The organism is Hungatella sp. SL.1.14, assembly GCF_024460495.1.
Classification (GTDB): Bacteria; Bacillota; Clostridia; order Lachnospirales; family Lachnospiraceae; genus Hungatella; species Hungatella hathewayi.
The window spans coordinates 135,906-162,344 of record NZ_JANFYJ010000012.1 but is presented as its reverse complement, the minus strand read 5'-3'; the positions used below and the strand labels follow the sequence as shown (position 1 = coordinate 162,344).

General features: G+C 50.8%; 22 protein-coding genes and 1 riboswitch. Of the genes, 3 read left to right on the top strand and 19 right to left on the bottom strand.

The genetic code is table 11. The features are described 5' to 3' along the window. Positions 1–9: 9 nt before the first annotated feature. The 8 genes from NE473_RS14710 to NE473_RS14675 form a co-directional block, all read right to left on the bottom strand. Complete coding sequence (locus NE473_RS14710) at positions 10–1,446, bottom strand: NAD(P)/FAD-dependent oxidoreductase (RefSeq protein WP_055651966.1); 1,437 nt, start codon at positions 1,444–1,446, stop codon at positions 10–12. A gap of 216 nt (positions 1,447–1,662) precedes the next feature. Beyond that, positions 1,663–3,159: a glycerol kinase GlpK gene (gene glpK / locus NE473_RS14705; RefSeq protein ID WP_006774122.1), complete on the bottom strand. Its 1,497-nt coding sequence runs from the start codon at positions 3,157–3,159 to the stop codon at positions 1,663–1,665. Between the two features lie 354 nt (positions 3,160–3,513). After that, entirely contained in the window at positions 3,514–4,500 is a 987-nt protein-coding gene (locus NE473_RS14700; protein ID WP_055651967.1) for an ABC transporter ATP-binding protein, read from the bottom strand. Next, positions 4,490–5,467, bottom strand: coding sequence for an ABC transporter ATP-binding protein (locus tag NE473_RS14695; protein ID WP_006774120.1), 978 nt, complete (start codon positions 5,465–5,467; stop codon positions 4,490–4,492). The genes NE473_RS14700 and NE473_RS14695 overlap by 11 nt, the downstream gene beginning before the upstream one ends. A 34-nt stretch (positions 5,468–5,501) precedes the next feature. Continuing rightward, positions 5,502–7,184 carry an ABC transporter substrate-binding protein gene (locus tag NE473_RS14690; protein WP_055651968.1) on the bottom strand — a complete coding sequence of 561 codons (1,683 nt, stop codon included), beginning with the start codon at positions 7,182–7,184 and terminating at the stop codon, positions 5,502–5,504. A gap of 45 nt (positions 7,185–7,229) precedes the next feature. Next, complete coding sequence (locus NE473_RS14685) at positions 7,230–8,093, bottom strand: ABC transporter permease (RefSeq protein ID WP_006774118.1); 864 nt, start codon at positions 8,091–8,093, stop codon at positions 7,230–7,232. Between the two features lie 12 nt (positions 8,094–8,105). Continuing rightward, positions 8,106–9,062: an ABC transporter permease gene (locus NE473_RS14680; protein ID WP_006774117.1), complete on the bottom strand. Its 957-nt coding sequence runs from the start codon at positions 9,060–9,062 to the stop codon at positions 8,106–8,108. 315 nt (positions 9,063–9,377) lie between these two features. After that, complete coding sequence (locus tag NE473_RS14675; protein ID WP_006774114.1) at positions 9,378–11,984, bottom strand: cation-translocating P-type ATPase; 2,607 nt, start codon at positions 11,982–11,984, stop codon at positions 9,378–9,380. 160 nt (positions 11,985–12,144) lie between these two features. On the opposite strand from NE473_RS14675, the gene NE473_RS14670 reads away from it, so the two are divergent. Next, entirely contained in the window at positions 12,145–12,627 is a 483-nt protein-coding gene (locus NE473_RS14670) for an S-ribosylhomocysteine lyase (RefSeq protein WP_055651969.1), read from the top strand. 267 nt (positions 12,628–12,894) lie between these two features. Then, complete coding sequence (cptIN, locus tag NE473_RS14665; protein WP_055651970.1) at positions 12,895–13,380, top strand: type III toxin-antitoxin system CptIN family toxin; 486 nt, start codon at positions 12,895–12,897, stop codon at positions 13,378–13,380. A gap of 63 nt (positions 13,381–13,443) precedes the next feature. Here the strand turns inward: cptIN and NE473_RS14660 are convergent, their stop codons facing one another. The 3 genes from NE473_RS14660 to NE473_RS14650 all read right to left on the bottom strand — a co-directional run bounded on the left by NE473_RS14660 (position 13,444) and on the right by NE473_RS14650 (position 18,090). Then, on the bottom strand, positions 13,444–15,315 hold the full coding sequence (locus tag NE473_RS14660; protein ID WP_055651971.1) for an alpha amylase C-terminal domain-containing protein: 1,872 nt from the start codon (positions 15,313–15,315) through the stop codon (positions 13,444–13,446). 91 nt (positions 15,316–15,406) lie between these two features. Next, entirely contained in the window at positions 15,407–17,260 is a 1,854-nt protein-coding gene (locus tag NE473_RS14655) for an ABC-F family ATP-binding cassette domain-containing protein (protein ID WP_055651972.1), read from the bottom strand. A gap of 74 nt (positions 17,261–17,334) precedes the next feature. Further along, a complete protein-coding gene (locus NE473_RS14650) occupies positions 17,335–18,090 on the bottom strand; it encodes an exodeoxyribonuclease III (protein WP_022031494.1) in 756 nt (251 codons plus the stop codon). Positions 18,091–18,329: 239 nt separating this feature from the next. On the opposite strand from NE473_RS14650, the gene NE473_RS14645 reads away from it, so the two are divergent. Beyond that, positions 18,330–18,872 (top strand): hypothetical protein, encoded by a 543-nt coding sequence (locus NE473_RS14645; RefSeq protein ID WP_055651973.1) that lies wholly within the window; start codon positions 18,330–18,332, stop codon positions 18,870–18,872. A gap of 86 nt (positions 18,873–18,958) precedes the next feature. On the opposite strand, the gene NE473_RS14640 is transcribed toward NE473_RS14645, so the two are convergent. The 8 genes from NE473_RS14640 to NE473_RS14605 form a co-directional block, all read right to left on the bottom strand. Further along, a complete protein-coding gene (locus NE473_RS14640) occupies positions 18,959–19,903 on the bottom strand; it encodes a helix-turn-helix domain-containing protein (RefSeq protein ID WP_242866245.1) in 945 nt (314 codons plus the stop codon). A gap of 137 nt (positions 19,904–20,040) precedes the next feature. Beyond that, positions 20,041–20,364 carry an energy-coupling factor ABC transporter substrate-binding protein gene (locus NE473_RS14635; RefSeq protein ID WP_039892107.1) on the bottom strand — a complete coding sequence of 108 codons (324 nt, stop codon included), beginning with the start codon at positions 20,362–20,364 and terminating at the stop codon, positions 20,041–20,043. A 96-nt stretch (positions 20,365–20,460) separates the two neighbouring features. Continuing rightward, complete coding sequence (locus tag NE473_RS14630; protein ID WP_138313343.1) at positions 20,461–21,210, bottom strand: energy-coupling factor ABC transporter permease; 750 nt, start codon at positions 21,208–21,210, stop codon at positions 20,461–20,463. Positions 21,211–21,381: 171 nt separating this feature from the next. Continuing rightward, positions 21,382–21,566, bottom strand: a riboswitch (cobalamin riboswitch). 59 nt (positions 21,567–21,625) lie between these two features. After that, positions 21,626–22,564: an energy-coupling factor ABC transporter ATP-binding protein gene (locus NE473_RS14625; RefSeq protein WP_305148641.1), complete on the bottom strand. Its 939-nt coding sequence runs from the start codon at positions 22,562–22,564 to the stop codon at positions 21,626–21,628. Beyond that, positions 22,549–23,349 carry a cobalt ECF transporter T component CbiQ gene (gene cbiQ / locus NE473_RS14620; RefSeq protein ID WP_341465634.1) on the bottom strand — a complete coding sequence of 267 codons (801 nt, stop codon included), beginning with the start codon at positions 23,347–23,349 and terminating at the stop codon, positions 22,549–22,551. The genes NE473_RS14625 and cbiQ overlap by 16 nt, the downstream gene beginning before the upstream one ends. Positions 23,350–23,430: 81 nt before the next feature. After that, positions 23,431–24,786, bottom strand: coding sequence for an MATE family efflux transporter (locus tag NE473_RS14615; protein WP_081035016.1), 1,356 nt, complete (start codon positions 24,784–24,786; stop codon positions 23,431–23,433). Between the two features lie 10 nt (positions 24,787–24,796). After that, complete coding sequence (locus NE473_RS14610) at positions 24,797–25,216, bottom strand: MarR family winged helix-turn-helix transcriptional regulator (protein ID WP_055651977.1); 420 nt, start codon at positions 25,214–25,216, stop codon at positions 24,797–24,799. Between the two features lie 154 nt (positions 25,217–25,370). Next, positions 25,371–26,363, bottom strand: coding sequence for a LacI family DNA-binding transcriptional regulator (locus NE473_RS14605; RefSeq protein ID WP_006774864.1), 993 nt, complete (start codon positions 26,361–26,363; stop codon positions 25,371–25,373). Positions 26,364–26,439 lie beyond the last annotated feature (76 nt).

Here is a 26,439-nt window from a genome sequence, read left to right as displayed (position 1 = left end):
TTCTCCCCCTTATTTCTGACCGGTCAGCATATTGGATCCGGGCGCATTTTTGCAGACTTCTTCCATTGTGATTCCAAGTTCCCGGGACAGGATCTCCATGGTCCTCGGCGTGCAGAAGCCGGCCTGGCATCTTCCCATGCCCTGTCTGACCCTGCGCTTCACCCCATCCAGAGACACGGCTCCCAGTGTTCTTCTGATGGAATCGATAATCTCACCTTCGCTGACGCCTTCACAGCGGCAGATAATCGTGCCGTACTCCGGTCTCTGCCGGATCAGCTCGGCCCTCTCTTCCACACTCATCTTCTCCGGCCGGACAATCCCCCGGCGTTCCCGCTTCCAGTCCTTCTTCTGAGCTGCTCCCGCCTTTCCGGCTACAAGCTCTGCCAAATAGACGCCGATGGCCGGCGCGCTGGTAAGACCTGGGGACTCGATGCCTGCCGCATCGAAAAATCCCGGTGCATCCTCCGCCTCTCCGATGATAAAATCATCGCCGTCCTCATGGGCCCGGAGACCGGAAAACGATGTGATGACCTGACGGAATGGAACATTTTTCACGCCGATGGAAGACTTCTCTGTGACAAATGCCAGTTCCTCAGCCGTCGTGGCATTGCCTTCCTTATCCTCAATATCCACGGCTGTCGGCCCGGTCAGCAAGTTTCCGTGAACGGTCGGCGTCACCAGAACGCCCTTTCCCAGCTTTCCCGGGAGCTGGAAAATGGTATGGCTTACATGGCCGCCTGCCTCCTTATCCAGCAGACAGTAATCGCCTTTCCGCGGGGTGATATGTATTTTACTGCTGCTGACCATGTTGTGGAAGCGGTCCGCGAAAACGCCTGCGGCATTGATAATATATTTCGCTGTTATGGCTCCCTTTCCTGTCTCCAGAATGTAGCCTTCTCCGTCTTTTTTAATCTCATTTACTTCAGTCAGGAACTTAAATTCCACTCCGTTGTCTGCCGCATTTTCCGCCAGAGCGATGGTAAGGCCAAAGGGGCAGACAATTCCGCCGGTCGGCGCGTGGAGGGCTGCCACCACGGTATCCGTTACGTTCGGCTCCATCTTTCTGACTTCATCTCCGGAGATTATCTCCAGCCCCTGGACCCCATTGCGCTTCCCTTTTTCCAGGAGTTCTTCCAGCGCCGGAAGATCGTCCTCAGAAAAGCAGAGAACGAGAGAACCGTTTCTCACATAATCAAAATCCAGTTCCTTCGAGAGCGGCTCCATCATCTGGCTTCCCTGTACATTGAATTTCGCCTTTAAGGAGCCTGGTGTGGCATCATGCCCGGCATGGGCGATGGCGCTGTTGGCTTTCGATGTTCCCGAGCACACATCCTCTTCCTTTTCCAGTACACAGACCGACAGCTCATAGCGGGACAGTTCCCTGGCTACCGCACATCCGGTTACCCCGCCGCCAATAATGACCGCATCGTAATTCAAACTTTCCATTTTCATTCCTCCTGATTGATCCTCTCGTTCCTGTGAAACGAAGCGTTTTGGGGAATAAGAGCGCTTTCCTTCTACGCAAAAAGAGTAAGGGAAACAAACGGATTACCTCCGTCTATCTACCTTACTCTGTCGTCTCAAGGTTTCATATTTAGTTTCATGCTATCACACACAGTGACCGGTGTCAAGTATAAATATTCTGAGTTTCACCGAACGCGTTTACTCTTCCTCTGCCCAGCACAGGGCACACTTCACCGCCCGCTTCCATCCCTTTACGAGCCGGCTGCGCTGATCCTCTTCCATACTGCTCTCAAAGGCCCTGGACACCTTCCAGTTCTTTCGGATCTCTTCCTTGTCCTTCCAGTAGCCCACGGCCAGTCCCGCCAGATAGGCGGCTCCCAGCGCGGTGGTCTCGATACAGTCGGGACGGATAATGGCAGTATTCAAAAGATCTGCCTGGAACTGCATCAGGAAGTTATTGGCACAGGCGCCGCCGTCTACCCGAAGCTGCCTTAAGCAGATTCCGGAATCCTGCTGCATGGCCTCGATTAAGTCATATACCTGATACGCCATGGATTCCACGGTGGCACGGATAAACTGTTCCTTGCTGGTACCGCGGGTCACCCCTACAATGGTTCCTCTGGCATACTGATCCCAGTAAGGCGCCCCCAGACCTGCAAAGGCAGGAACCACATAGACGCCGCCCGTATCCGGTACCGCGGCACAGTACTCCTCCGTCTGCGGCGCGCTTCTCACCATTCGCATCTCGTCTCTCAGCCACTGAACCGCAGCTCCTGCCACGAAGACACTGCCCTCCAGCGCGTAACGCACCTCATTTCCCTCACTGGCCGCTATGGTCGTCAGCAGTCCGTTCCGGGAGAGAACCGCTTTTTCCCCTGTATTCATGAGCAGGAAACAGCCGGTTCCATATGTATTCTTCACTTCGCCCTCGTCGAAGCAGCACTGGCCGAACAGCGCCGCCTGCTGATCCCCTGCCGCACCGGCAATCGGAATCTTTCCGCCCATCACGTCGGAGGACGTGTAGCCATAAACACAGCTGGATGGCTTTACATCCGGAAGCATGCACTTCGGAATTCCGAAATACTCCAGAATCTCATCGTCCCAGCACCTTCTGTGGATGTCAAACAGCATGGTTCTCGATGCATTCGTATAGTCGGTCACATGAATGCAGCCCTTGGTCAGATTCCAGATCAGCCACGTATCCACGGTTCCAAACAGCAGTTCTCCACGCTCCGCCCGTTCCCGGGCGCCTTCCACATGATTTAAAATCCATTCGATCTTGCTTCCCGAAAAATAGGCATCCGGAATGAGGCCGGTCTTTTCCCGAATCCGGTCTGCAAGCTCCTCTTTTTTCAGTTCCTCGATCCGGTCCGCCGTCCTGCGGCACTGCCATACGATAGCGTTGTAAACCGGCTCTCCGGTCTCCTTATCCCACACAATAGTAGTCTCACGCTGATTGGTGATGCCGATGGCGGCGATGTCGCTGTAATGCGCCCCTATTTTTCCCATCGCCTCCATGGTTACGGACAGCTGGGAAGACCAGATCTCCATCGGATTGTGCTCCACCCAGCCCGGCTGCGGAAAAATCTGTGTAAACTCCTTCTGTGCCACGCTGCAGATCGTTCCCTGTTCATCAAACAGGATACATCTGGAGCTTGTCGTTCCCTGGTCCAATGCAATGACATACTTCCCCATGTTTCTTCTCCCTCCTGGTAACTCGCCCCGCACACTCTGCGCACAGGTTGCTGTAATAATAAACGGCAGCCGACACGGCCGTTTCTGAGATGACCGCCTGGTCCCCTTGAAAACGGGAAGCCATATCCCCGCGGCGTTTCCCGTTCCGGCAGCATAGCCCTGATAAGCATAATAGCCCCGATAAGCACAGCAGCCCTGATAAACAAGGAAAGAGCGGGCAAAACAACGGGGTTTACGGCCCCGTGTGTTTAACCTGCTCTGTCATCTCTAAGGTTTCTATATAAACTAAGATTATAGTACCACCGGGTCCTGGCTTATGTCAAGAAATTTCGTCAATCCGTCACGGGAAAGTCCCTAACCCTGGTTCAGCGGAAAGTGGCACGCCACACCATGGCCGTCCCCCATATCCCTTAATGCCGGTACCTCTTCCCGGCACCGGTCTGTCGCATAAGGACAGCGGGTATGGAACTTACAGCCGGACGGAGGATTATAGGCACTGGGAACATCTCCCTCCAGGATGATGCGGTTGCGCTTTCTGTTGGCATCCGGGATGGGGATGGCGGAGAGCAGCGCCCTGGTATAAGGATGGAGCGGCGCTCCGTATAAATCCTGCTTGTCGGCGATCTCAACCACACTTCCCAGATACATAACCGCCACACGGTCGCTGACGTGGCGAACCACGCTCAAATCGTGGGATATGAATAAATAGGTGAGGTTCCTCTTCTGCTGCATCTTTTTCATCAGATTCAGTACCTGTGCCCGCACAGACACGTCGAGAGCCGATACCGCCTCGTCGCAGACCACAAACTCCGGATTCAGGATCAGAGCCCTGGCTATGCCGATTCTCTGGCGCTGGCCTCCCGAGAATTCATGGGGAAAGCGGTTTAAGTACTGTTTGTCCAGACCTACGTCATTTAAGATGGAGATCACCATCTCCTTGCGTTCCGCGGCGCTTCCGATTCCGTAGACCTCGAGAGGCGCGCTGACCAGATCATACACCGTCATTCGCGGATTGAGCGAGCTGTAGGGATCCTGGAAGATGATCTGCATCCGCTTGCGCATCTCCCACATCTGCTTCTTGTCATATGCAGCAATATCTTCGCCGTTATAGATTACCTGACCGGAGGTCATGGGAATCAGCTTTAAGATGGTTCTGCCCAGAGTGGATTTCCCGCAGCCGGATTCGCCAACCAGTCCCAGAGTCTCCCCCTTATGGATCGTCAGGTTAATATCATCAACCGCCTTGACCACTGCAGGATTTAAGTTGAACAGACCCTTTTTCCCGCTAAAATATTTTCTCAAATCTTTCGTTTCCAGTAATACCTGATTCTCACTTCTCATAGTTATCACCCTCGTATCTAAAGCAGCTCACCTTCGCACCGCCTGCCTCATAGATTCCCGGCTGTTCTTTCTTACACCGTTCATCCGCATAAGGGCATCTGGGGCTGAAACGGCATCCGGCCGGCATCTGCCCGGGTCCGGGCACCGTTCCCTCTATGGTGTTCAGTTCCTCCACATCCTCTTCCAAAGGCGGTATGGAGCTTAAGAGCCCCTTTGTATACGGATGCTTGGGGGTATTAAAGATCTCTTTTACCGATCCGTATTCCACAACTTTGCCCGCGTAAAGTACCAGGATGTTATCCGCGGTCTCGGCCACCACGCCCATGTCATGGGTGATGAGAATAACCGCCGTATCCATCTTCTGCCTTAAATCCAGCATGAGTTCCAGAATCTGAGCCTGAATCGTCACATCCAGCGCCGTAGTCGGCTCATCTGCGATCAGAAGCTTGGGTGCGCAGGAAACGGCCATGGCGATCATGACCCTCTGGCGCATACCGCCGGATAGCTGGTGGGGATACTCTTTCAGCCGCTTTTCCGGCGCCGAGATTCCTACTTTTTTCAGAACCTCAACCGCCTCCTTCCTGGCGTCCTTCTTGTTGAAGCCCTGATGAATCACCAGGGGCTCGATCAGCTGGTCGCCGATGGTCAGAGTGGGATTGAGCGCCGTCATCGGGTCCTGGAAAATCATGGCGATCTCATTGCCCCGGATCTTACACATCTCGTCTTCAGACAGGGAGAGTAACTCTCTGCCTTCCAGCTTAACACTTCCCTGGGATATCCGGGCGTTGGTTCCTAAAAGCCGCAGGATGGACAAGCTGGTTACGCTCTTACCGCAGCCCGATTCTCCCACGATTCCCAGTATCTCGCCTTTTCCAACCGAAAAGCTGATGCCGTCAACCGCTGTATTAATTCCTTTTTTTGTATTAAACTGGACTGATAAACCGTCCACCGTAAGCAATGAATCCATAAATTTTCCCTCTTAACTTTTATTCTTAAGTTCCTTACTGTACATCCCAGTTCCAGGTTGACCAGTTCAGGGAATCGAAATTCTCTGCATCGATGCCTGTCACCCTCTTATTATGAACCGTTAATGTATTCTTGGTATACAAGTAAGCCATGGCAGAACGCTCCTTCACCATCACCTGATACTCATCAAAATATGGTTTTCTGGCGTCGAAGGTCAGCTCTGCATTGCCCTTGTCGATTAAGTCTGTCATCTCAGTATCTCTTAACTGGCAGAAGTTAACGGAGCTGTCCGGATGGATCATCTCACGGCTCTCGCTCGGGTCCAAGGTACCGCCGGAACCGATGGTTCCCATATCGTGCTTGCCGTCTAACATGTTGCTCATAAGGGTCGGGAAGTCTACCTGTTCAATCTGAACCTTAACGCCCACCTTCTGTAAATCCTGTACGATCAGGGCCGCTGTACGCTCGGTAATGCTGTTGCCTGCCGCAATATAGAAGGTCAGCGTCTGATCAAACGGGAAGTTGGCTTCCTCCAGCATGGTCTTCGCTTTGTCAGGATCGTACCATACCGTTACATCTTTGTTATAATACGGGCTCATCGGCGCAATCGGAGTTATGATCTGCTGGCCCTGGCCCTGTAACAGAGCGTCTACGAGAACCTGACGGTTAATGGCCATGCTCAGAGCCTGGCGCACTTCCTGTGTCAGATACGGCTTCTGGGTATTGAAGATCAGTGTGGTATAGGAAGTGGTCGGAATCGACTCTGCAACCAGGTTTTCCTGCTCATTTGCCAGATCCCAGTCATCGATTAAGATGGAACCGTAGCCGATTAAATCCAAATCTCCATTGATCAGGCCTGCCAGCATGGAGGCAGAATCTGTCACACGGATGACGAGACGGTCGATCTTTGGCGCGCCTAAGTGGTAGTTGGGATTCTTTACAAATTCCATTCTCTCACCGTTGATCTCGCTGTCGTAAATAAATGGACCGGAGCCTACAGGCTTTGCCCATAAGTCAGGGGAATTGATCTCCTGTGCCGTCTTGCCTTCAAAAATATGCTTCGGAATAATGAAGACGGTATCAATGTCCTGGAGGAATGTATCCACGAACATGGAGCTCTTTAAATTGAAGGTTACCTCGTGATCACCGTTCGCGGTTACTTCGATGGAATCCTCGGAAAGTTCTGCACCGGAATCATCAACACCGGCAATGTACTGCAGATGGTAACGGCTCTTGGCATCCACGCTGGGATCCGAGTACATCTGGTAGCTGAAAACTACATCTGCCGCTGTGACAGGTTCTCCGTCGGACCACACGGCATTGTCATATAATTCAAAGGTTACTGCGTTGGAATCATCGTTTACTGTCCAGGATTTGGCCAGACGTCCCTCGTACGTTCCGTCTGCCTTAGACTGTGTCAGACGGTCATAGATCTGGTCACAGATCATGCGGGTATAATTGCTGGTTGTGTTCATCGGCATCATGGTGTCCCATGCGGTACTGACCGCCGCCGTAATCACCTTCTCGCCTGCTGCCGCGCCGGCTGATCCCTGCGCCGCAGTCGTCTCTCCCGCTGCCTGGGCAGTTGTGCCTGCACCTCCGGCCGCAGTCGTTGTGCTGCCTGCGTCTTTTCCGCCGCAGGCGCTCAGTCCCAATACCATGGCTCCTGCCATGACAATGGCTGTCAATCTTGTCATCTTACTCTTACTTTTTCTCATAGAGTCCTCCTTTTTGTGTAGATCTTACTACGTTTGTTTTGCTTTTTAAATCTTAATCTTCGGATCCAGAGCATCGCGGATTCCGTCCCCCAGGAAGTTGATGCTGAGCACCGTAATGAGCAGGGCAATTCCCGGCGGCATCCAGATCCAGAGCCGTTTGGAAAGAACCGTGATCGACTGGGCGTCATAAAGCATGTTGCCCCAGCTGGCCCCCGGCGGCTGTACGCCCATTCCCAGGAAGCTTAACGATGATTCCATCAGGATTGCACTGGCCATCTGAAAGGTGATGGCAATCAAAATCGGGGCGAAGGAGTTGGGCAGAATATACCTGGTGATGATCTTATAATTAGAAGTACCGATCGCCCTTGCAGACTCCACATATTCCTTTTCCGAGACAGAAAGCACATTGGCATAAATCAGTCTGGCGAACTGAGTCCAGCCCAGCACACCGATTACAATGGTAACGGACCAGATGGACGGCCCGATTACCGCCACCAGAACCAGGATTAATACGATGGAAGGGAAGGACATGAAGATATCCGCCACACGCATGATCGCAATCTCCGCCTTGCCCCGGAAATATCCTGCAATCAGTCCCAGGGGAACACCGATGGCGCAGCTGATGATGGTGGACAGCAGACCTACCAGAAGGGAAGTCCTGCCTCCGTAAACCAGTCTGGCAAATATATCGCGTCCGATGGCATCCGTGCCGAGTATATGGAGACTGCTCGGCGCCGCGGAAAATGCCGTATAGTCCGAATCATAAGGATTCAAATGCATGATAAACGGCAGCACTGCCACAAGTATGATCTCCAGCGTGATGATAAAGAGCCCAACCATGGCCATCTTATGCTCTGTCAATTTGCTAAGTACCTCGGAAAGGTAGCTTTCATTCTCTCTTTTTTTCATTCGTCTACCCTCCTATTTGTAGCTGATTCGCGGATCCAGAAGTCCGTAGGCCACATCAGTTAAGATATTGGCAACCAGAACCGCCGCCGCAATCATGACCGTAATTCCCATAATAACCGGATAATCACGTCCATTAATCGCAGTCACCATCAAAGATCCGACTCCCGGCCAGCCAAATACCTGTTCCGTGATAACAGCGCCGCCGACCAGAGACGGGATGGACATGCCTACCACGGTGATTACCGGAATCAGTGCATTTTTCAATCCGTGCTTATAGATGACGCCCCATTTCTTCAGTCCTTTGGAGCGGGCCGTCCGAATGTAATCCTCCTGCATAACCTCCAGCATACTGCTGCGCATATGGCGGACCCAGCCGCCGATCTGCTGGAAGGACAGTACGAGGCACGGCATGATCATGTGGCGCATCAGCGCTGCTCCCGATTTCACTCCCGCCGAATCATACATTCCCCCCGACGGAAGAATCTTAAACACAATGGCAAACAGGTAGATAAAGACCAGACCCACAAAGAAGTTGGGGGTTGCCATCATTAAGAGTGAAATACCGCCCGAAACGTAATCTCTCTTTGAGTTTGGCTTCGACGCCGCATAAATCCCCAGAGGAATCGCTACGATAAGAGACAGCAGAATCGATGCTCCTGCCAGACATGCCGTAGCCGGAAGACGCTCACCGATCATGGCCGCCACCGGCCTCTGGGTACTGTAGGAGAACCCCAGATCCCCATGGAGCAGCAGATTCAGCCAGCTGAAATACTGGATTATCACAGGCTTGTCAAGCCCGAGGGCAACCCGCTTTCGTTCCAGTTCCGCTGGAGATATCCTGGGATCCGCAAGAAGTGCATCCAGAGGTGAACCGGGAGCCAGATTCAGAATAAAAAAGGCCAGCACTGTAATTCCCAAAAAGGTAGGTATGGCAATCAGAAGCCGCTTTGCTATGTATTTCCACTTCATCTTCTCTTGTCCTTTCGTAATCCTGTCACGGAATCTTCATTTTACCGGAGCCGCATATTCCGGCTCTTTTTCTCCCCGGGCCGCCCGTCTCTGAAGGCTGAATAACCACGTTACAGAATAAAACTTTAATGGTATTATCGTATCGCATTTTACGTTTTTTCACAAGTAGTTTCTTAAATTTACAGATATCTCCATGATAGTTCAGCAGCCGGAAGCAGAGACCATACGGTTACATGGTTCCGGAAAAAGGGAACGTCCCAAAGGTTGCCTCCGGAACGCCCCTGATTTGCAGATATTTTATGATTTTCCACGGTTCTACCGCATACTCTCTCTCACCGTCTTAAACGCCTGAATCACCAGCGTCGGCACCACCGCGAAGATCACGATGGTAAGCAGCTGTCTCACCGATAAATCGGCCACGGAGAAGAGAGTCTGAAGCCCCGGCACAAACAGAACTCCGGCCAGAAGCACCACCCCCGCCTCAAACGCCATAATACTGTATAAATTGCTCATCAGTCCAATCTTAAAGACAGAGTGGCTGCTTCGGCAGTTAAAGCCGTGGAACAGCCTCGCCAGCGTCAGGGTGGAAAACGCCATGGTACTGGCCGCAGCTTCGCTTCCCGTGGCCAGCCCCGTATGATAGGCAGTCATCGTACAGACCGCTATCAGCGCCCCCTGGAGAAGAATCTGGAGGATGAACCGCTTCGTCAAAATTCCTTCCTTCGGGTTTCTGGGTTTTTTCGTCAGCAGGCCCGGCTCCGCCTTCTCCATTCCGATGGCGATGGCCGGAAGGGAGTCTGTCACCAGGTTGATAAACAGCAGATGCACCGGCGCAAACGGAGTAGGCAGTGCCATTAAAGATGTATACAGTACGCTTAAAATACCAGCCATATTGCCGGACAGCAGAAACTTGATTGCATTCCGGATGTTGCGGTACACATTCCTGCCGTTGGCTACCGCCTTGATGATCGTGGCAAAGTTGTCATCCGTCAGGATCATGGAAGCAGCATCTTTAGAGACTTCCGTTCCCATTTTCCCCATGGCAACGCCGATATCCGCCTTCTTCAGCGCAGGCGCATCATTGACGCCATCGCCTGTCATGGCTACAATATGGCCTTTTTTCTGCCATGCGCTGACAATCCGGATCTTATGCTCCGGCGAAACCCGTGCGTAAACGCTGATCCGGTCCAGATTCCGGTCCAGCTCCTCATCCGCCATATCGTCCAGTTCCGGACCGCTCACTGCAATTCCGCCTTCATTCAGAATTCCAATCTTTTCCGCAATGGCTGCGGCTGTGATCTTATGATCCCCCGTAATCATGACCGGTCTGATACCGGCCCTTCTGGCATTTAAGACCGCATTTTTTGACTCTGGTCTCGGCGGATCCATCATGGCTGTCATTCCTAAAAATATGTACCCGGATTCCGACTTCTCCGTCAGGATCTCCTTCTCCCCCATTTTCCGGTATACAAAGGTGAGCACGCGCAGCCCCTGCCGCGAGAAGCCGAGGTTTTGCTCATTGATCCGCTGACGGTCATTTTCCCGCATCGGGCGGACCCCTTCGCCTGTCAGAATCGATTCGCAGCGGGGAAGCAGAATATCCAATGCCCCTTTGGTAAACATAATCCGCACGCCGTCGACACGGTGCACGGTCGTCATCAGCTTCCGGTCCGAATCAAACGGAAGTTCTCCGATCCTGGGCATGGAATGCCGCAGTTCACTTTCTGAAATTCCAAGCTTCCGCCCCATAACGACAAGAGCGGCTTCGGTGGGATCTCCCAGTATTTTTCCATCTGTACACGAGGCGTCATTTGTCAGGACGGCGTCATAGAGCAGATACCGCTGAACCAGATTCTCAAGATTTAAATTCTCCGGCGGATAGAGACGGTTGTTTACATAAACCTCCTCCACCGTCATTCGGTTCTGTGTCAGGGTCCCCGTCTTGTCGGAACAGATCACAGATACGCAGCCCAGGCTTTCCACGGCCTTTAAGTCTTTGATAATGGCGTGTTCCCTGGCCATCTTCTGTGTTCCCATGGCCTGCACGATGGTGACGATGGAACTGAGCGCCTCGGGGATTGCCGCGACCGCCAGGGCCACTGCAAACATCAGGGAATCCAGAACCGGCATCCGGCGGTAAATGCTGAGTCCGAACACAAGCGCGCAGATGATCAGTATTCCCGCTGCCAGATGGCTTCCGAACTGGTCCAGACTGATCTGCAGCGGTGTTTTCTTTTCTCCCGTGCTGTTCATCAGAGCGGCGATCCTTCCGATCTCAGTATTCATTCCGGTTCCGGTAACCAGGACCGTGCCGCGGCCGGCCGCCACCAGAGAGCCGGAAAATACCATGTTATGCTGTTCCGCCAGAGGAACCTTTTCCGCCCTTATTTTCCCCGTCTTTTTTTCCACATTAATAGACTCTCCGGTCAGGGAACTCTCGTTCACCAGCAGGGAATGCGTCTCCAGCAGGCGGCCGTCTGCCGCCACCATGTCCCCCGCCTCCAGAAGCAGAATATCTCCCGGGACCACGTCGGAAGACAGGATTTCCTGCCTCCGGCCGTCGCGAAGGACCCCCGCCATCGGTGCGGAGAGGGATTTTAAGCTGTCTAAGGACTTTTCCGCTTTCTGGTGTTCCACGGTGCCCAGAACCGCATTTAAAAGGAGCACCGCGAAGATGACCGCGGTGCTCTCCACATCTCCCGATATCATGGAGATGACTGCCGCTATGATTAAAATGATGACCAGAAGATCTTTAAACTGATCCAGAAATACCTGAAGGGCACTCCGTTTTTCCCCCGCACGAAGGGCATTGGGCCCGAACTCCTCCTTCCGCACTGCCGCTTCCCGGGAAGAAAGCCCGGATCTCGCCGCCTCTAAGCGCCCCAGTGCTTCTTCTTCTGATAAATGAAACCATTCTTCCATGCTGACGCTCCTTCCCCATCTCTCCTACTATGGTATGAGTCAAAAATTGCTTTTCATGCATGAAATTTCATAAAAGCGGACAGCTGCCCTTCCATTTCCCCATTCCATCCGTTATACTGGTACCGATAAGTGTTTATGAACTGCTGAAAGGAGACGTTTTATGGATAAAATAACGAGCTTTACCATCAATCATTTAAAACTTCTGCCGGGCATCTATGTTTCGAGAAAAGATACCGCGGGCGGCCATACCGTGACGACCTTTGATTTACGCATGACCCGGCCGAATTACGAGCCGGTTATCAATACCGCTGAAATTCACACCATAGAGCATCTGGGAGCGACATTTTTAAGGAATCACGGGGATTACGGCTCCCGGGTCCTCTATTTCGGCCCCATGGGCTGCCGCACCGGTTTCTACCTGCTTCTGGCCGGGGATTACGAGTCGAAAGACATCGTCCCGCTCATAACAGAGCTTTTTGAGTTTATCCGTGACTTTGAAGGCGAGGTTCCGGGAGCCGCCGCCAGAGACTGCGGAAACTACCTAGATATGAATCTGGGGATGGCGAAGTATATCGCGGCAAACTATCTGGATCATGTTTTGTATGACATCGATGAGGAACATCTGGTGTATCCGGAGGACTAAAAATGAGTAATTTGCATAGAATAAAAAAGGCAGACATTTTTGCCTTCCTTGAACCGGCATCTTGACAAACAGAACATTTGAAGCTATAATTTAATTACAGATAGGAAGCTATCTCAAATGTTTGTTGTTACTCGATATACAACTAAAATAAGGTCGAGTTCAAATGTTTGTCGCTACTCGATATGCGACTCATCAAAAGGTCGAGTTCAAATGCTTTAAACTCCATTCATAAGAATGGAGTTTATTTATTACTAAGAGGTATTCCCAATGGACAAAGGACATTTTTATTACATTAACGATCAGTACTTTATCGATTTTCCTGATACAATGTTAATGAAAAACAAAGAAACAATTAGCGGACAACCTCATGACCGCCCTTGCTTTTATGCCTTCGAAGACCAAAGAACAGGGCTATATTGGTTAATTCCCTTTTCTTCCCAAGTAGCTAAATATCGCAGATATTATAATACCAAACTTCAGAAGTATAAATGCTGTGATACGATTACTTTTGGTGAAGTTTTAGGGCGCGAAAAAGCATTTTTAATTCAAAATATGTGTCCTGTTACTAATTACTACATAAAAAACGAGTACATCGACAGTGTTTCCAATATTCCGGTTCAAGTAAATGGTGCTTTTGAACGGGAACTATTACAAAAGGCAAAACGGGTACTTGCACTCCAACGCAAGGGGATTAAGCTTATACTACCGGATGTTTTGAGTATCGAGGCTCAGTTATTAAATAAACATCCATAAAAACAGTTTTCGCAGACTGCAATAAACTTGTGGCCCCGTCCATACAGACAGGGCCACAAGTATTTATTTCCCTACAAACACCACAATCGTCCTGGGCGGCACCTCAAACTGCCTGGTCTCCATCACCGGCATTCCGCCTTTCTTCTCCACATCTTCTCCATCGCCCGGCCTCTCCTGATACATACCGTTAAATTCCTTATCGTCCGTGTTAAACACAATATACCATTTCTGCTTCTTCGGCAGATTCGGCAAATCGAATTCATGCGGCTCCCAATGCATGTTATAGGCTACAAAGAAGCTGTCATCCGCGGTGCCATCCGGTTTCTTTCCATATTCTCCGCAGTACATAATACCGATCTGCCTCCGGAAATTCTCAAATTCCGGCCGCCACGCCTTCACGCCGTGGTACGATACATCGGGCCTGCCGCAGGATAAGTAATCCATAATTTTCGGTTCCCCGGCCATATGAAATACCGGATGGCTCTTTCGGAAGGCAATCACCGCCTTTGTAAACTCATAGATGTCCCGGTTGGTTTTCAGAAGGTTCCAGTTCAGCCATGAGACCTCATTATCCTGGCAGTAGGAATTGTTGTTGCCGTCCTTGGAATTGCCGAACTCGTCCCCGGCCAGAAGAAGCGGTGTTCCCTGGCTTAAGAACAGCATAAGAACCGCATTTCTGATCTGCTTTCTGCGCAGCTCCACGATCTTTTTCCGCCTTGTATGTCCTTCCACGCCGCAGTTCCAGGAGTAGTTATAGGAATTACCGTCCTGATTGCCCTCACCGTTGGCCTCATTGTGTTTCGTATCATACGATACCATGTCCATCAGTGTAAAACCGTTGGTGTTGGCCATATAATTAATCACACCGAAATCCGCCGGGTTGCGCCTGCTTCGGAAGATCAGATGATTCATCTCGTCCTCGTCCCCTTTTAACGCCCGGCGCATATCCACCAGAAAACCGTCATTATACTCTGCCAGGTGCTTTTCATGCCCGCCCGGAACGCCCATCCAGGAAGTAGAAAACAGCTTGGTACCGCTCAAATACGGATCGCGCCCGATCAGGTCATTGGGTGCAAATCCTACGAGGTGAATCCCGTCTACATGGAACTCCTCCGCCCAGAAGCGAACCGCGTCGAGAACGAAGGCCGGATTCTCCTTACCGGTAAAATAAAGCTCAATTATCACTTCCATTCCCGCTTGATGAAACGTCTTCACAAGATTTTTAAACTCTGATACCGGGTGCCTGCCGTTACCGGAACTGTAGGAAGCCTTGGGCGCGAAGTAATAGCCGGGGGTATATCCCCAGTAATTTAATTTTCCAGTGGGTTTATCCACAGCGTAGGGACTGCCATCCACATGCTCCGGCATCATCAGCTCCGGAAACTCATTGACGGGAAGGAGTTCCAGACTCGTAACTCCCAGTTCCTTTAAATATGGAATTTTTTCTATCATCGCCCGGAAAGTTCCCTTGTCTTTCGTTCTGGAGGTGGAATGCTTTGTAAAGCCTCTCACATGCGCCCGGTAAAGAATCATCTCTTCATACGGAATCTTTAAAGGCTTATCCCCATCCCAGTCAAAATCCTCTATAACAACCGGCGTTCTCATGGGACGGTCTGCTGCCGACAAATCTCCCCAGACCTCCCGTCCCGTAAACTGTCTCCCGTAAGGGTCGGCAAATACCTTTCCGTCAATCTCGAAACAATACTCCAGACCGGAAAAGTCATCGCCCAGAACAGTCATGTTCCAGACATCCCCGTGCTTTACCTCCTCCGAAAAATGCAGCCGTACATATTCGGTCTCTTCCCCGCTGTGGTATAAAAGGAGATCACATCTCTCTCCCTGTGCAGCTACGCACACATGAATCCCGCCATCAACTACGGTAAGTCCCATGGAATAAATTCTGTTGTCCTGCTTAGCAATTCTGTATCCTTCCATACCGCTTATCTCCTCTATCCGTCGTTTCCTCCGATGCCGGTCAAATCAGCCGGTGGTCTCACTTCCCATTCCGGCCCCCGCATAAGACAAGTTACTGCTTCTCAATCTGCTCCGCCAGATCGTTTAAAACCATCCAGCGCTCCATCTTCTCTTCAAGAAGCTGTTCCTGTATTCTCTTTTCTTCCATTAATTCACTCAATTTAGTATAATTGCTGGCACACTGCTCAATCTGTGCGTCCAAATCCGCAATCTTCTCCTCCAGAGCCGCAATTGTCTCCTCTATGGTATCCCATTCCCTCTGTTCTTTGAACGAAAACTTCAGTTTCTGCTCTCCCTTAGGCTTACCGACAGTCTTCTTTCCCTCTTTTGCATCGGAAGACTTTTTGCCGGCTCCCACTCCAGACGGAAGCACGCCTTCCGGATACTTCTGTGCAAATGCCGCCTGATAATCCGTATAGCCGCCCTCATACTGGGTCACACGGCCCTCACCCTCGAAGGCAAAGATACGCCGCACCACACGATCCAGAAAATACCGGTCATGGGAGACAGTAATTACGATCCCCTGAAAACTGTCTAAATAATCCTCCAGAATCGTCAGCGTCTGAATGTCCAGATCATTTGTCGGTTCGTCTAACAGCAGGATATTGGGCGCTTCCATCAGGATGCGAAGCAGATATAACCGCCTTTTTTCCCCTCCGGAAAGCTTATCAATCACGGTATACTGCATACTGGATGGGAACAGAAAACGTTCCAGCATCTGAGAGGCGCTGATGCTGCCATCCTTCGTCTTCACATACTCTGCGGCCCCGCGAATATAGTCGATCACCTTGACGCTTCCGTCCATAGCCTCATTTTCCTGGGAAAAATATCCCATCTTAACGGTCTGGCCGACGGTCACTGTGCCTCCATCCGGCTCAAGCCATCCGGCGATTATCTTCATCAGCGTCGACTTTCCGCTTCCGTTGGGTCCGATGATGCCAATGCGGTCATTTTTTAAAAAGATATAAGTAAAATCTTTCATCAGAACCTTATCGCCAAATGCCTTGCTGATGCTCTCCAGCTCCACCGTCGTGCGGCCCAGACGGCTGGATACGGAGTCCAGCTCCACATTCTGATCCGCCTCCGGCCCCTTCTGATCACGCAGTGTCTCAAACCTCTCAATATGGGCCTTCTGCTTGGTTGACCGGGCCCGGGCGCCGCGCTGCATCCATTCCAGCTCCACCCTTAAGATGGACTGTCTTTTGCGTTCCGTGGCCTGCTCCATATCGAGGCGCTGCGCCTTCTGCTCCAGATATCCTTCGTAATTGGCCTGATAGCTGTATAATTTACCTTTGTCCAGTTCCACGATCCGGTTCGTCACACTGTCCAGAAAATACCGGTCATGGGTTACCATTAAGAGCGCTCCGTTAAAACGTCGCAGATACGTCTCCAGCCAGTCCGCCATGGCGCTGTCTAAATGGTTGGTCGGCTCATCCAAGACCAGTAAATCAGGGGTGGAAAGGAGGACGCTTACCAGCGCAACCCGCTTTCTCTGTCCGCCCGACAGAGTCTCCACACGGTCATCGAAATCCGTGAATCCCAGCTTTGTGAGCATGGTTTTCGCCTGACTCTCCAGATCCCACATCGGAAAGTCACCCTCACCTGCGTTCAGCGAAGCGTGGGCATGTCCCTCATTCTCACGGACGATGCTTTCCAGTATCGTATCGCCCTCATGGAACTTCGGATTCTGTGACAAAAAGCGGATATCCAGATTCCGTCCGCGCACCACGCTCCCTTCATCCGGCTCCTCCAGTCCTGCCACGATCTTTAACAGAGTCGATTTTCCCGTCCCATTGATACCGATGAGGCCGATCTTTTCTCCCTCGTTGATGCTGAAGCTGGTATCATCAAAGAGAAGCCGCTCCGTGTATGATTTTGTTAAGTGTTCTATTGTTAATAAATTCATCTCAGTCTTTCGTCTCCCCGTTCCTTAATCGCCGCCTGCGTCTGATCGCCTGAATATGGAAATCAGAAATTCTTCTATTCAATCACCAGTTCCACAGGGCAGTGGTCGGAGCCAAGTACTTCCGTATGGATATCCGCACTGACCAGCCTGTCCTTCAGCGCTTCTGAGACACAGAAATAATCAATTCTCCATCCTGCATTCTTAGATCTCGCGCTGAACCGGTAGGACCACCAGGAGTATATCTCTTCTCTGTCCGGATAGAACCATCGGAACGTATCGATAAATCCTGCATCGAGAAGATCCGTAAACTTTCCTCGCTCTTCGTCTGTAAAACCGGCGTTCTTCCGGTTTGTCTTCGGATTTTTCAAATCAATTTCCTTATGGGCCACATTTAAATCGCCGCAGAAAATAACCGGTTTCTTCTCTTCCAGCCCTTTTAAATACCGGAGAAATGCATCCTCCCATACCATACGGTAAGGCAGACGCGCCAGACCATCCTTGGAATTGGGGGTGTAGCAGGTAACCACATAGTAATCTGAGAATTCGGCGGTTATTACACGGCCTTCATGATCGTGTTCCTCGATTCCGATTCCATATGCCACAGATAACGGTTCTTCTTTGGTGAACATTGCGGTGCCGGAATACCCCTTCTTCTCCGCATAGTTCCAGTACTGATGGTAGCCTGGCAGCTCCAGTTCAATCTGCCCTTCTGAGAGCTTACTCTCCTGAATACAGAAAATATCCGCGTCCACTTCTTTAAAATAATCTAAAAAGCCTTTTCCCACGCACGCACGAAGGCCATTTACATTCCATGATATCAGTTTTTTCATTTCACAGTTTCTCCTTAGACAATAGATAATGTTAGTATAGCATTTTCCATGACAATAGAAAAGATGAATCTTGGTGGAAATTTTCAGGCCCTCAAATGAAAATTTTCAGGTATGACGGTTCTGGTTCCTGTTTACAGACCGCAGCAATGAAGGAATCCCTGAGAATTATTCTCAAGTTGATTCCTCACTGACGGGGTGGTATACTGCCACTGAATACGTGGAAAGGAGGACGAATCTATATGAAGCATTTTAACAGCCTGGCAGCGCTGGCACTGTCAGTATCCATGGGTATTTCCGGCTGTGCTCCGGCATCCTCTGCTTCTTCTGAGACAGTCTCTTCTACATATGAAAAAAATACGGAAAACACAGAAATCAACACAATCGCGGAAACCGCCGAAACCGTTCCTCCGGATTCTCAGGAGCATGCCCCCGAAACACCGGAAGAAAGCACGTCAGAAACAGAAAGAGCCGCCGCATTTGCGCAGAAAATAAAAAAAGCCGTCGCGGCGGCCGATATGGAGGAACTGGCAGATCTATGCGGCTATCCAGTCTGCATTACTCTGGAATCCGGAGACGGCCGGGAGCTTGAGACGCGGGAGGATTTTACTGCACTCGGGGCAGATACTCTGTTTACACAGAAAGTAAGAGACACCATCGCCGCAGTGCAGGAATCGGAGCTTGAATTCTGCGGCGCTGGTGTAATGATGGGCGAAAATGGCACGATTGTCTTTCATGACGTAAATGGAACTATGATGATAACAGGAATTAATTTATCTGACTGATCCGATTTAAAAGTATCTGTCTGCCAAAAAACATGGGGAGTCCGGCTCACCGGGCTCCCCAGCCCGGAACGTGTCTGAAAACATTTCTATGAAATCAAAAACGGGGATTCACATAACCGGCACCCATAGCTGAATCTCACTTTCCCCATGTTCGTCCAACTGTTCCCCATATCGGGCAAAATCATACCGTCTGTCCTCGTCAAACCGACAGGTAGAATCCGGAAACCATTCCCATAAATATACTCCACCACAGGCTGAAGGCTGTCCTCATTTCTTCCGCGGAAAGAAAACACGACACAGCGGCCAGCCGGCAGTGTAAATTTCTGCATTCCCTTCGGAACTGTGTATCCCTGCATGACCTCCGCGCCCGCAATATACCGAAAGGCCTGATCCAGTCCCTTACAGGGGTAATAGGAGTAGTCATTGATCCCGATCAGGAATTCCTCATTCGTACACCCGGAAATTCTGTCCTTTTTTGCATGAAACCGTCTCCAGCATCTTCCGATTCCTGCAAATCCGCCCTTTGTGGAACTACAGTAACCGACGACAGACAGTTCCTTCGCTTCCCTCATGGTTACAGTAATTATCCTGTCTCCCCGCAGCTTTTCCCGGCGGAAAACATCGTATTTCAGCTGAAGAGGGAAAAAATCCCCTTTTTTCCGGTAGCGGGAGGGGCTGTGCTGAAAGTACTTCTGAAACGCTCTGGAAAATGATCGCTGTGTCTCGTATCCGGACGCCAGCGCGATCTCCAGAACCGGGCGGTCTGTCCATACCAGCAGCCGGGCTGCCTCAGTCAGCCTGCGCCTCGTAAGATAGGTGTGCAGGGGAAAGCCGGCCACAGATGCAAACATCCGGTGCAGATGGTATCTGGAATAATGAAAGATGGAGGCTATACTCTCTAAATCCATCTTCTCTTCCATCAAATGCTCTTCTATATAATCTATTACTGCCGCTATTTCTTCTATATTATTTCTTTTATGATTAGCGGCGCCTGCCTCCTGCTGATCCACCGCCTCCGTCTGATTTCCCATACGCTTTCCCTCCGTTTTTTTTCTTTATTATATCAGAAAACAAAACCGGTTTTATCACATTTCTTGCTTCCTGCCGCAACAGAAAAAAACCGGGATACTACATCTAAGGCAGTTTCCCGGCTCTGATAACTGTATATTTAACTGTTCTCTGCTTTCGTCATCCATTTCTTCCGTTCTACGAAACGTCCCATTACGAAAGCCATGATGCCGACGCCGATTCCGGTCTGAACGCAGAACAGCAGGCTTTCCACCTCCCCTGGGAGCTCGCCCTGTATCAGGGTTTCCATAACCGGAGTGAACCACGGCTCATACTCTTCTCCGCGGATCTCCGCCACCATCTGGCTTCCCGCATCATCAGATCCCCCAAATTCTGCACCTTTCAGCGCAAACAGGGGAACGATTGCGATCAGACAGGCAATGACCAGTAAAACGGTTACAATTATTTTCTTATTCTTATCCATCTTATTTTGCCTCCTCGTTACGAGCACTTGGCGGACGTCCTTTGGCCGCTTACGTGCGATACATGTCATCTCCACTTAGTGAGGTTTTTCACGAACTTAGTGGTGTGGCTTTGCAAATCCAATACTGGTTAGCTCCGGCCCGGCATAGGATTCCAGTGCAATGATGATAACCGTGGTGAGTATTCCTTCAATCAGGGCCAGCGGCAGCTGTGTCGGCGCAAACACGCCCAAAAACTTCACCGCCGATAAAGCCACACCGCCCGGCTCCGCAGGATAGGCTAACGCCAGCTGAAAACTGGTTACGCAGTATGTAAAGAGATCGCCAAGGGCAGCCGCAAGAAATACGGATACATAACGGTTTACCTTTAGCTTTCCGCATAATTTATAGATACCAAAGGCCACGAACGGCCCCGCAATCGCCATGGAGAAGGTATTGGCCCCCAGTGTCGTCAGTCCCCCGTGTGCCAGCAGCACCGCCTGGAAAATCAGTACGATAATTCCGAGAATGCTCACGGAGGCCGGTCCGAACAGGATCGCTCCCAGACCGGTTCCTGTCATATGGGAACAGCTTCCCGTAACAGACGGAATCTTCAGGGATGAGATCACAAAAATAAACGCCCCGGCCATGGCAAGCACGGTAATGTTCTTTCTGTTCTGCCCCAGTGTGCGGCGGATAGAGAAAAATCCTGCTGCCAGAAACGGCACGCAGACAGCCCCCCATGCCAGACAGTAGCCAAAGGGCAGATACCCCTCCATAATGTGCATCGCATACGAGACCGGCATCACGCCGAACACAAATGCAAATGCGACTGCAAGTGTCATGATTCTTCTTTCTTTCTTCGTCATTTCTATTCTCCCTTCAAAAAAATAAGCACCTTATCCGATGATTCCCACTCATCAGACCGGTACTTTAACGACAGCCCCTCCACTTCGCTTCTATCTCCTGTTTTCACGGAAATATCCGGATTTCCGGACGCAAAAGGGGGCATCGGCCTCCGGTCATCGCTCGTAACCGGACGCATCGTATCGCAACAGGCAGGTCTTCTGACTCAAGGTTCAACACAGCAGCTCATCTTCCCGGTTACCCAGTGATCTATTGAGCCCTGCTCCTCTTTTACAGCGGCGGGACCGTAAGGGACTTTCACCCTTTTCCCTATTATCCTGCGGAGAATTTCACAGGCACCTCTTGCGTAATTCTATTGTATTGTACACTTAACTAACTCCGGCTGTCAAATACATTTGACATTGTCCATTCCTGTTCTTACCGGCACAGCAGTTGTTCCAGTTCCTCCGTATCCTTCACATATGTACCATCCGGCACAATCCCGTGGGCCGCCAGCCGGCTGCACACGTCCATCAGGACCGGTTTTCTTAGATTTGCCTGCGCTATCACGCTTTCATCCTGGAAAATGCGGCACGGCGCGTCATCCGCAATCAGGCGCCCTCCGGAAAATACCAGCGCCCTGTCCGCCCATCTCCAGGCAAAATCCACATCATGGGTGGAAATTAAAAGAGTTTTCCCCATATTCCACAGCTTATCCAGAACCGCCTCAAAAATCGCCGCATTCAGCGGATCCAGCGACGCCGTCGGCTCATCAAACAGAAAGAGCTCCGACTCCATCGCAACAATATCGGCAATACAGACCCGTTTCTTTTCACCGCCGCTCAGGTAATGGGGCGGCCGGTCTTTCATTTCCGTTAAATTCATGCATTCAAGGGCTTCATCCACGCGCCGTTTCACTTCCGTGACCGGGAGTTTTAAGTTCATGGGGCCAAAAGATACCTCCGCCGCCACAGTCGACGCAATAATCTGGTTATCCGCCTCCTGAAACACGATTCCAACGTGTTTGCGCAGTTCCTTCCGGTTCTTTTTCGTAATTTCAGTCCCCCGGTATAAGATTCTTCCGGAATCCGGCGTCAGCACCCCGTTCAGATTCAGAAAACACGTGGATTTTCCTGCTCCGTTGGATCCCAGCACCGCGATCCGTTCCCGCTGTCTGACTGATACATTCACATCCTGAAGCGCAATTTTCTTCCCGTCATAGGAATAACAGAGATGCTCTGTCTCCAGAATCACATCTCCTCCGTTCACCTCCACATACTCACCGCCTTTTCTCTCATTTTCCCTGTACTCCTGCCGGAACACACAGTTCATGGCCACAGGACGGTTCCCCGCCGCAGTCGTCAGAACACCAGCCATACTGCCGCAGTCATCAGCAGATATCCCACCGCCGCCGCTGCCTGGCCGGCCTTAATCCTTTTCTCCTCCTCCAGGAAACAGAGATCTCCGTCGTAACACCGGGATAATAGAGAGTCATAATACGTGTCCGCCTTTTTTAACGATATCACCAGCAGATTACCGGCGGTACTTCCGAAGGTGCGGCAGGATGTCCTGAAATCACAGGTTCCGAGCCGGGAGCCCGCGGCCTGTTTCATCTGGCTGTAAGTATCGCTCAGCACGAAAATGAAGCGGTAAATCAGGTACATCAGTTCCACGATCATTTTCGGCACGTGAATCCGCTTCATGACTCCGATCATCTCGCTGGCCGGTGTGGCAAGCGTCATCATGTACATGGCACTCACAGCCCCCAGCGCTCTGGTAAACAGCCGCACCGCCTGGATAAGCCCGGCCTTCGTCACATAGAGTGAAAACCACGGAGCACTGAGATACCAGTCGCCATAGGGCTTTCGCGATATTCCCACCGCAATCGCCACAGTTCCCATAAAAAGGAAAGCGAGCGGAATAGTCAGCAGTTTTAGATACCGTACCGGCGCCAGACCTCCTGCAATCACCGTTATGCAGGCCATGGTAAGAATTACAAATACCGACACCGCCAGTTTGTCCGCCGCGATGCACAGGCAGAGCGCCGCCATGCCCACCGCCATCTTGAGCCCCGCATTCCAGCTTCGAAGCCTTGATTCACAGGCATAGAAATCAATGGAATACGCCGCATCGTGTTTATGACCTCTGTGTATTGTGTTCACCTCCTTTGATTTATTTACCGGCACTGGCCGATATGACTTATTATATAACGGGAGACGGTGTACGGCAATTGAAATGAAATTTTACTTCTTCCGGACCGCACGCTTCCGGTACCACACATACCACACCGTAAAAAACACAACCCCATACACCGACGCCAGCGGTACCGCCAGTCCGATATCAAACAGGCTGGCACCTTCCTTCAGGCTGAACACATATGACAGCGGCACTCTCACAAGAAATGACGCGGTTATTCCCTGCAGCATAACAGGGAGCGACATGCCGTGACCGTTAAAGTAACCGATGTAGCTGAATACAATACAGGTAAGAACCGCCTCAAAGCTGAAGCCCTTTAAGTACTCCGCCGCACGCATAATATATGCCTCATTGGCGGTGAACAGCGACGCCGGAAGATCCCCTCTGAAAAATGTGACCCCAAAGATAAGCACTCCGACACAGACGCCAAGCCCCATGCCTGTGAGCATCGCCTTCCTGGCCCGCTCCTCTTTTCCTGCGCCCACATTCTGGGCCACAAAGGCCGACATGGACTGCATCAGAGCGGAAGGAATCAGCATGACAAAGGAGATAACCTTCTGAGCGATTCCATAGCCGGAAGAGGCCTCGAGACCAATACCGTTTACGATGGCACAGAGAATTAAAAATGATATATTTGTCAGCAATTCCTGAAGCGCCAACGGTATTCCCAGCTTCAGAAAGATCGGAATCTCGCGGTTAAACCGGATATCGCTTCTTTTTACCGTAAACGGGAGTTCCTGTCTGCGGATAATCAGCAGGGACAGGACCACGCTGACCGCCTGGGCCAGAATCGTGGCCAGCGCGGCGCCCGCTACATTCATATGAAAGACTGCTACAAAAAGCAGATCTCCAATAACATTGACGATACAGGCAATCAATACAAAGATCAGAGGAAGCTTTGAGTTGCCAAGCCCACGGAAAATACCGCTGATCACGTTATATGCCACTACGAATACAATTCCCACACCGCAGATTCTTACATACTGAACCGTCAGCTCATAGGCCTGCTCCGGGGCATTGAGAAGCGATGCAAACACTGGGGCCATAAGCAGAAGCAGGGCCATAATCACCACGGTGAATATTACAAAAAAACAGACCGTTCCGCCAATAACACCGCCGATCCGTTCATTCCGCTTCTCTCCCAGATATCGGCTGATCAAAACCGTCACGCCCATGACCAGGGCGGTTATAACGAATGTAACCAGGTTAATGACATTGCTTCCCGTGGCTACTGCCGAGATGCCCGCGTCCGTTCCAAACTGTCCCACAACGAGCAGATCAACCGCGCCGTACATCGCCTGCAGGATCAGGGCTCCAAGCACAGGAATCATAAATTTAACAAGCTTTCCCACGATACTTCCCTGTGTAAAATCATCTGATAACGAGTTATTCTTTGACATCATTTCCTCCTTTTTATCGTTCCAGGTTCGCAAGCATGGTTTCCGCGACCCTCATAAATGTATTTAAATCCTCCTGGGTGATCCCCTCTATGAGCAGTTCCTCCGTCTTTTGGATCTCCTGCTGCAGCGCAGTTCTGATATCATCCGCCGCCTCCGTAAACTGAATTTTTTTGTATCTCCCGTCTTCCTCACTGCTGACCCTCTGGATCATCTTTCTGCTCTCAAGTGTTTTCAGAAGCTCCGTAGCCGTAGACGGACGCAGTCCAAATTCTTTTTCAATGTCCTTCTGGTACAGCGGCCTGTCCCTGCCGTCAACCAGTATGAAATCCAGAATCCTTCCCTGAATCTCTGTAATTCCAAAATTTTTTCCCATTTTTTCTGATCTGCGCCTTAAGCGGATGGATATTTTATTGATAAGTTTTCCGGTGTCCATTGTATTCCTCCAGGTTTTACTGACCTTATGTATTATATAGTTCGGTTCCTAACTATTAAGTTATACCATATTTCAGGCAATTGTCAAGTACGATCAAAAACGCCTCTCCCGCGAATCAGCTTCGCGCCGGAGAGGCGTACCTCATATGATGCAGCTAAATATTCAGATTTTTTACGGTTTCCCGTATAATCAATTTATTTTCCAGATAAATCCGCCGGTTATCTATGACACCATCCTCCAGACGGCGCAGGAGAATCTTCGTCCCTTCCCGGGCGATCTCACCCATGTTCCGCTCCACGGTAGTCAGCTTCATATTCGCGTACCCCGACAGGTCCCAGTTATCGAAGCCGACCAGCGATATATCGTCCGGCACCTTTAACCCCACCTCATTAATCGCCTCACGGGCTCCGAATGCCATCTCGTCGTTAAAGCTCAAAATAGCAGTCAGATCCTGCTCCAGAAGCCTCTTAGCCGCCTGATATCCGCTGGCATAGCGGTATGTACCATGTTCCACCGGCAGACTGTCCGGATCCAGACCGTATTTTATCATGGAGGCACGCCAGCCGCGGTGACGCATTCTCGTAGAATCCAGATTTGAATTGCCTTCGATAATTCCGATTCTGCGGTGCCCGTTTTCCAGAAGATAATCCATGGCCTTTTCCATCGCTCCGGCCTCATCTGTGGTAACGTTGGGCACATCCAAAAATACCGTCCGGCAGATCGCCACCATGGGAATCTCCTTATTCAGTACTTCATCCATAAACTCCAGATCGTCATCCTTCTGCGTGAGCACGATAATCCCGTCCAAAAAAGAGGGGTTCAGCGTCCCCGGCTCATGCATATCGATACCTTTGACAATGACATTATATTTGCTTCCCACCACGCTGTAAACCCCGGTCAGCACATCGTGAAGAACAAAGGGGGAACTCATCTTGCTGATGGTAGAGAAATAAAGTCCAATCACATAGGACCGCGACATCTTCAGCTGAATCGCCGCCTGATTCGGCACATATCCCATCTCTTCTGCAATTTTTAAAATACGTTTCTTTTTATCGGATTTGTCCGCGTTCGGATCGTTTAAGGCTCTGGATACCGTAGAGTAAGACACCCCTGCTTTTTTTGCCACATCCTTAATTGTAACTGCCATATCCCACACTCCCTGCCATAAATACGTAATAGATTTAGTATACCTTTGACGTCCGAAGATTGCAACACCTTAATTC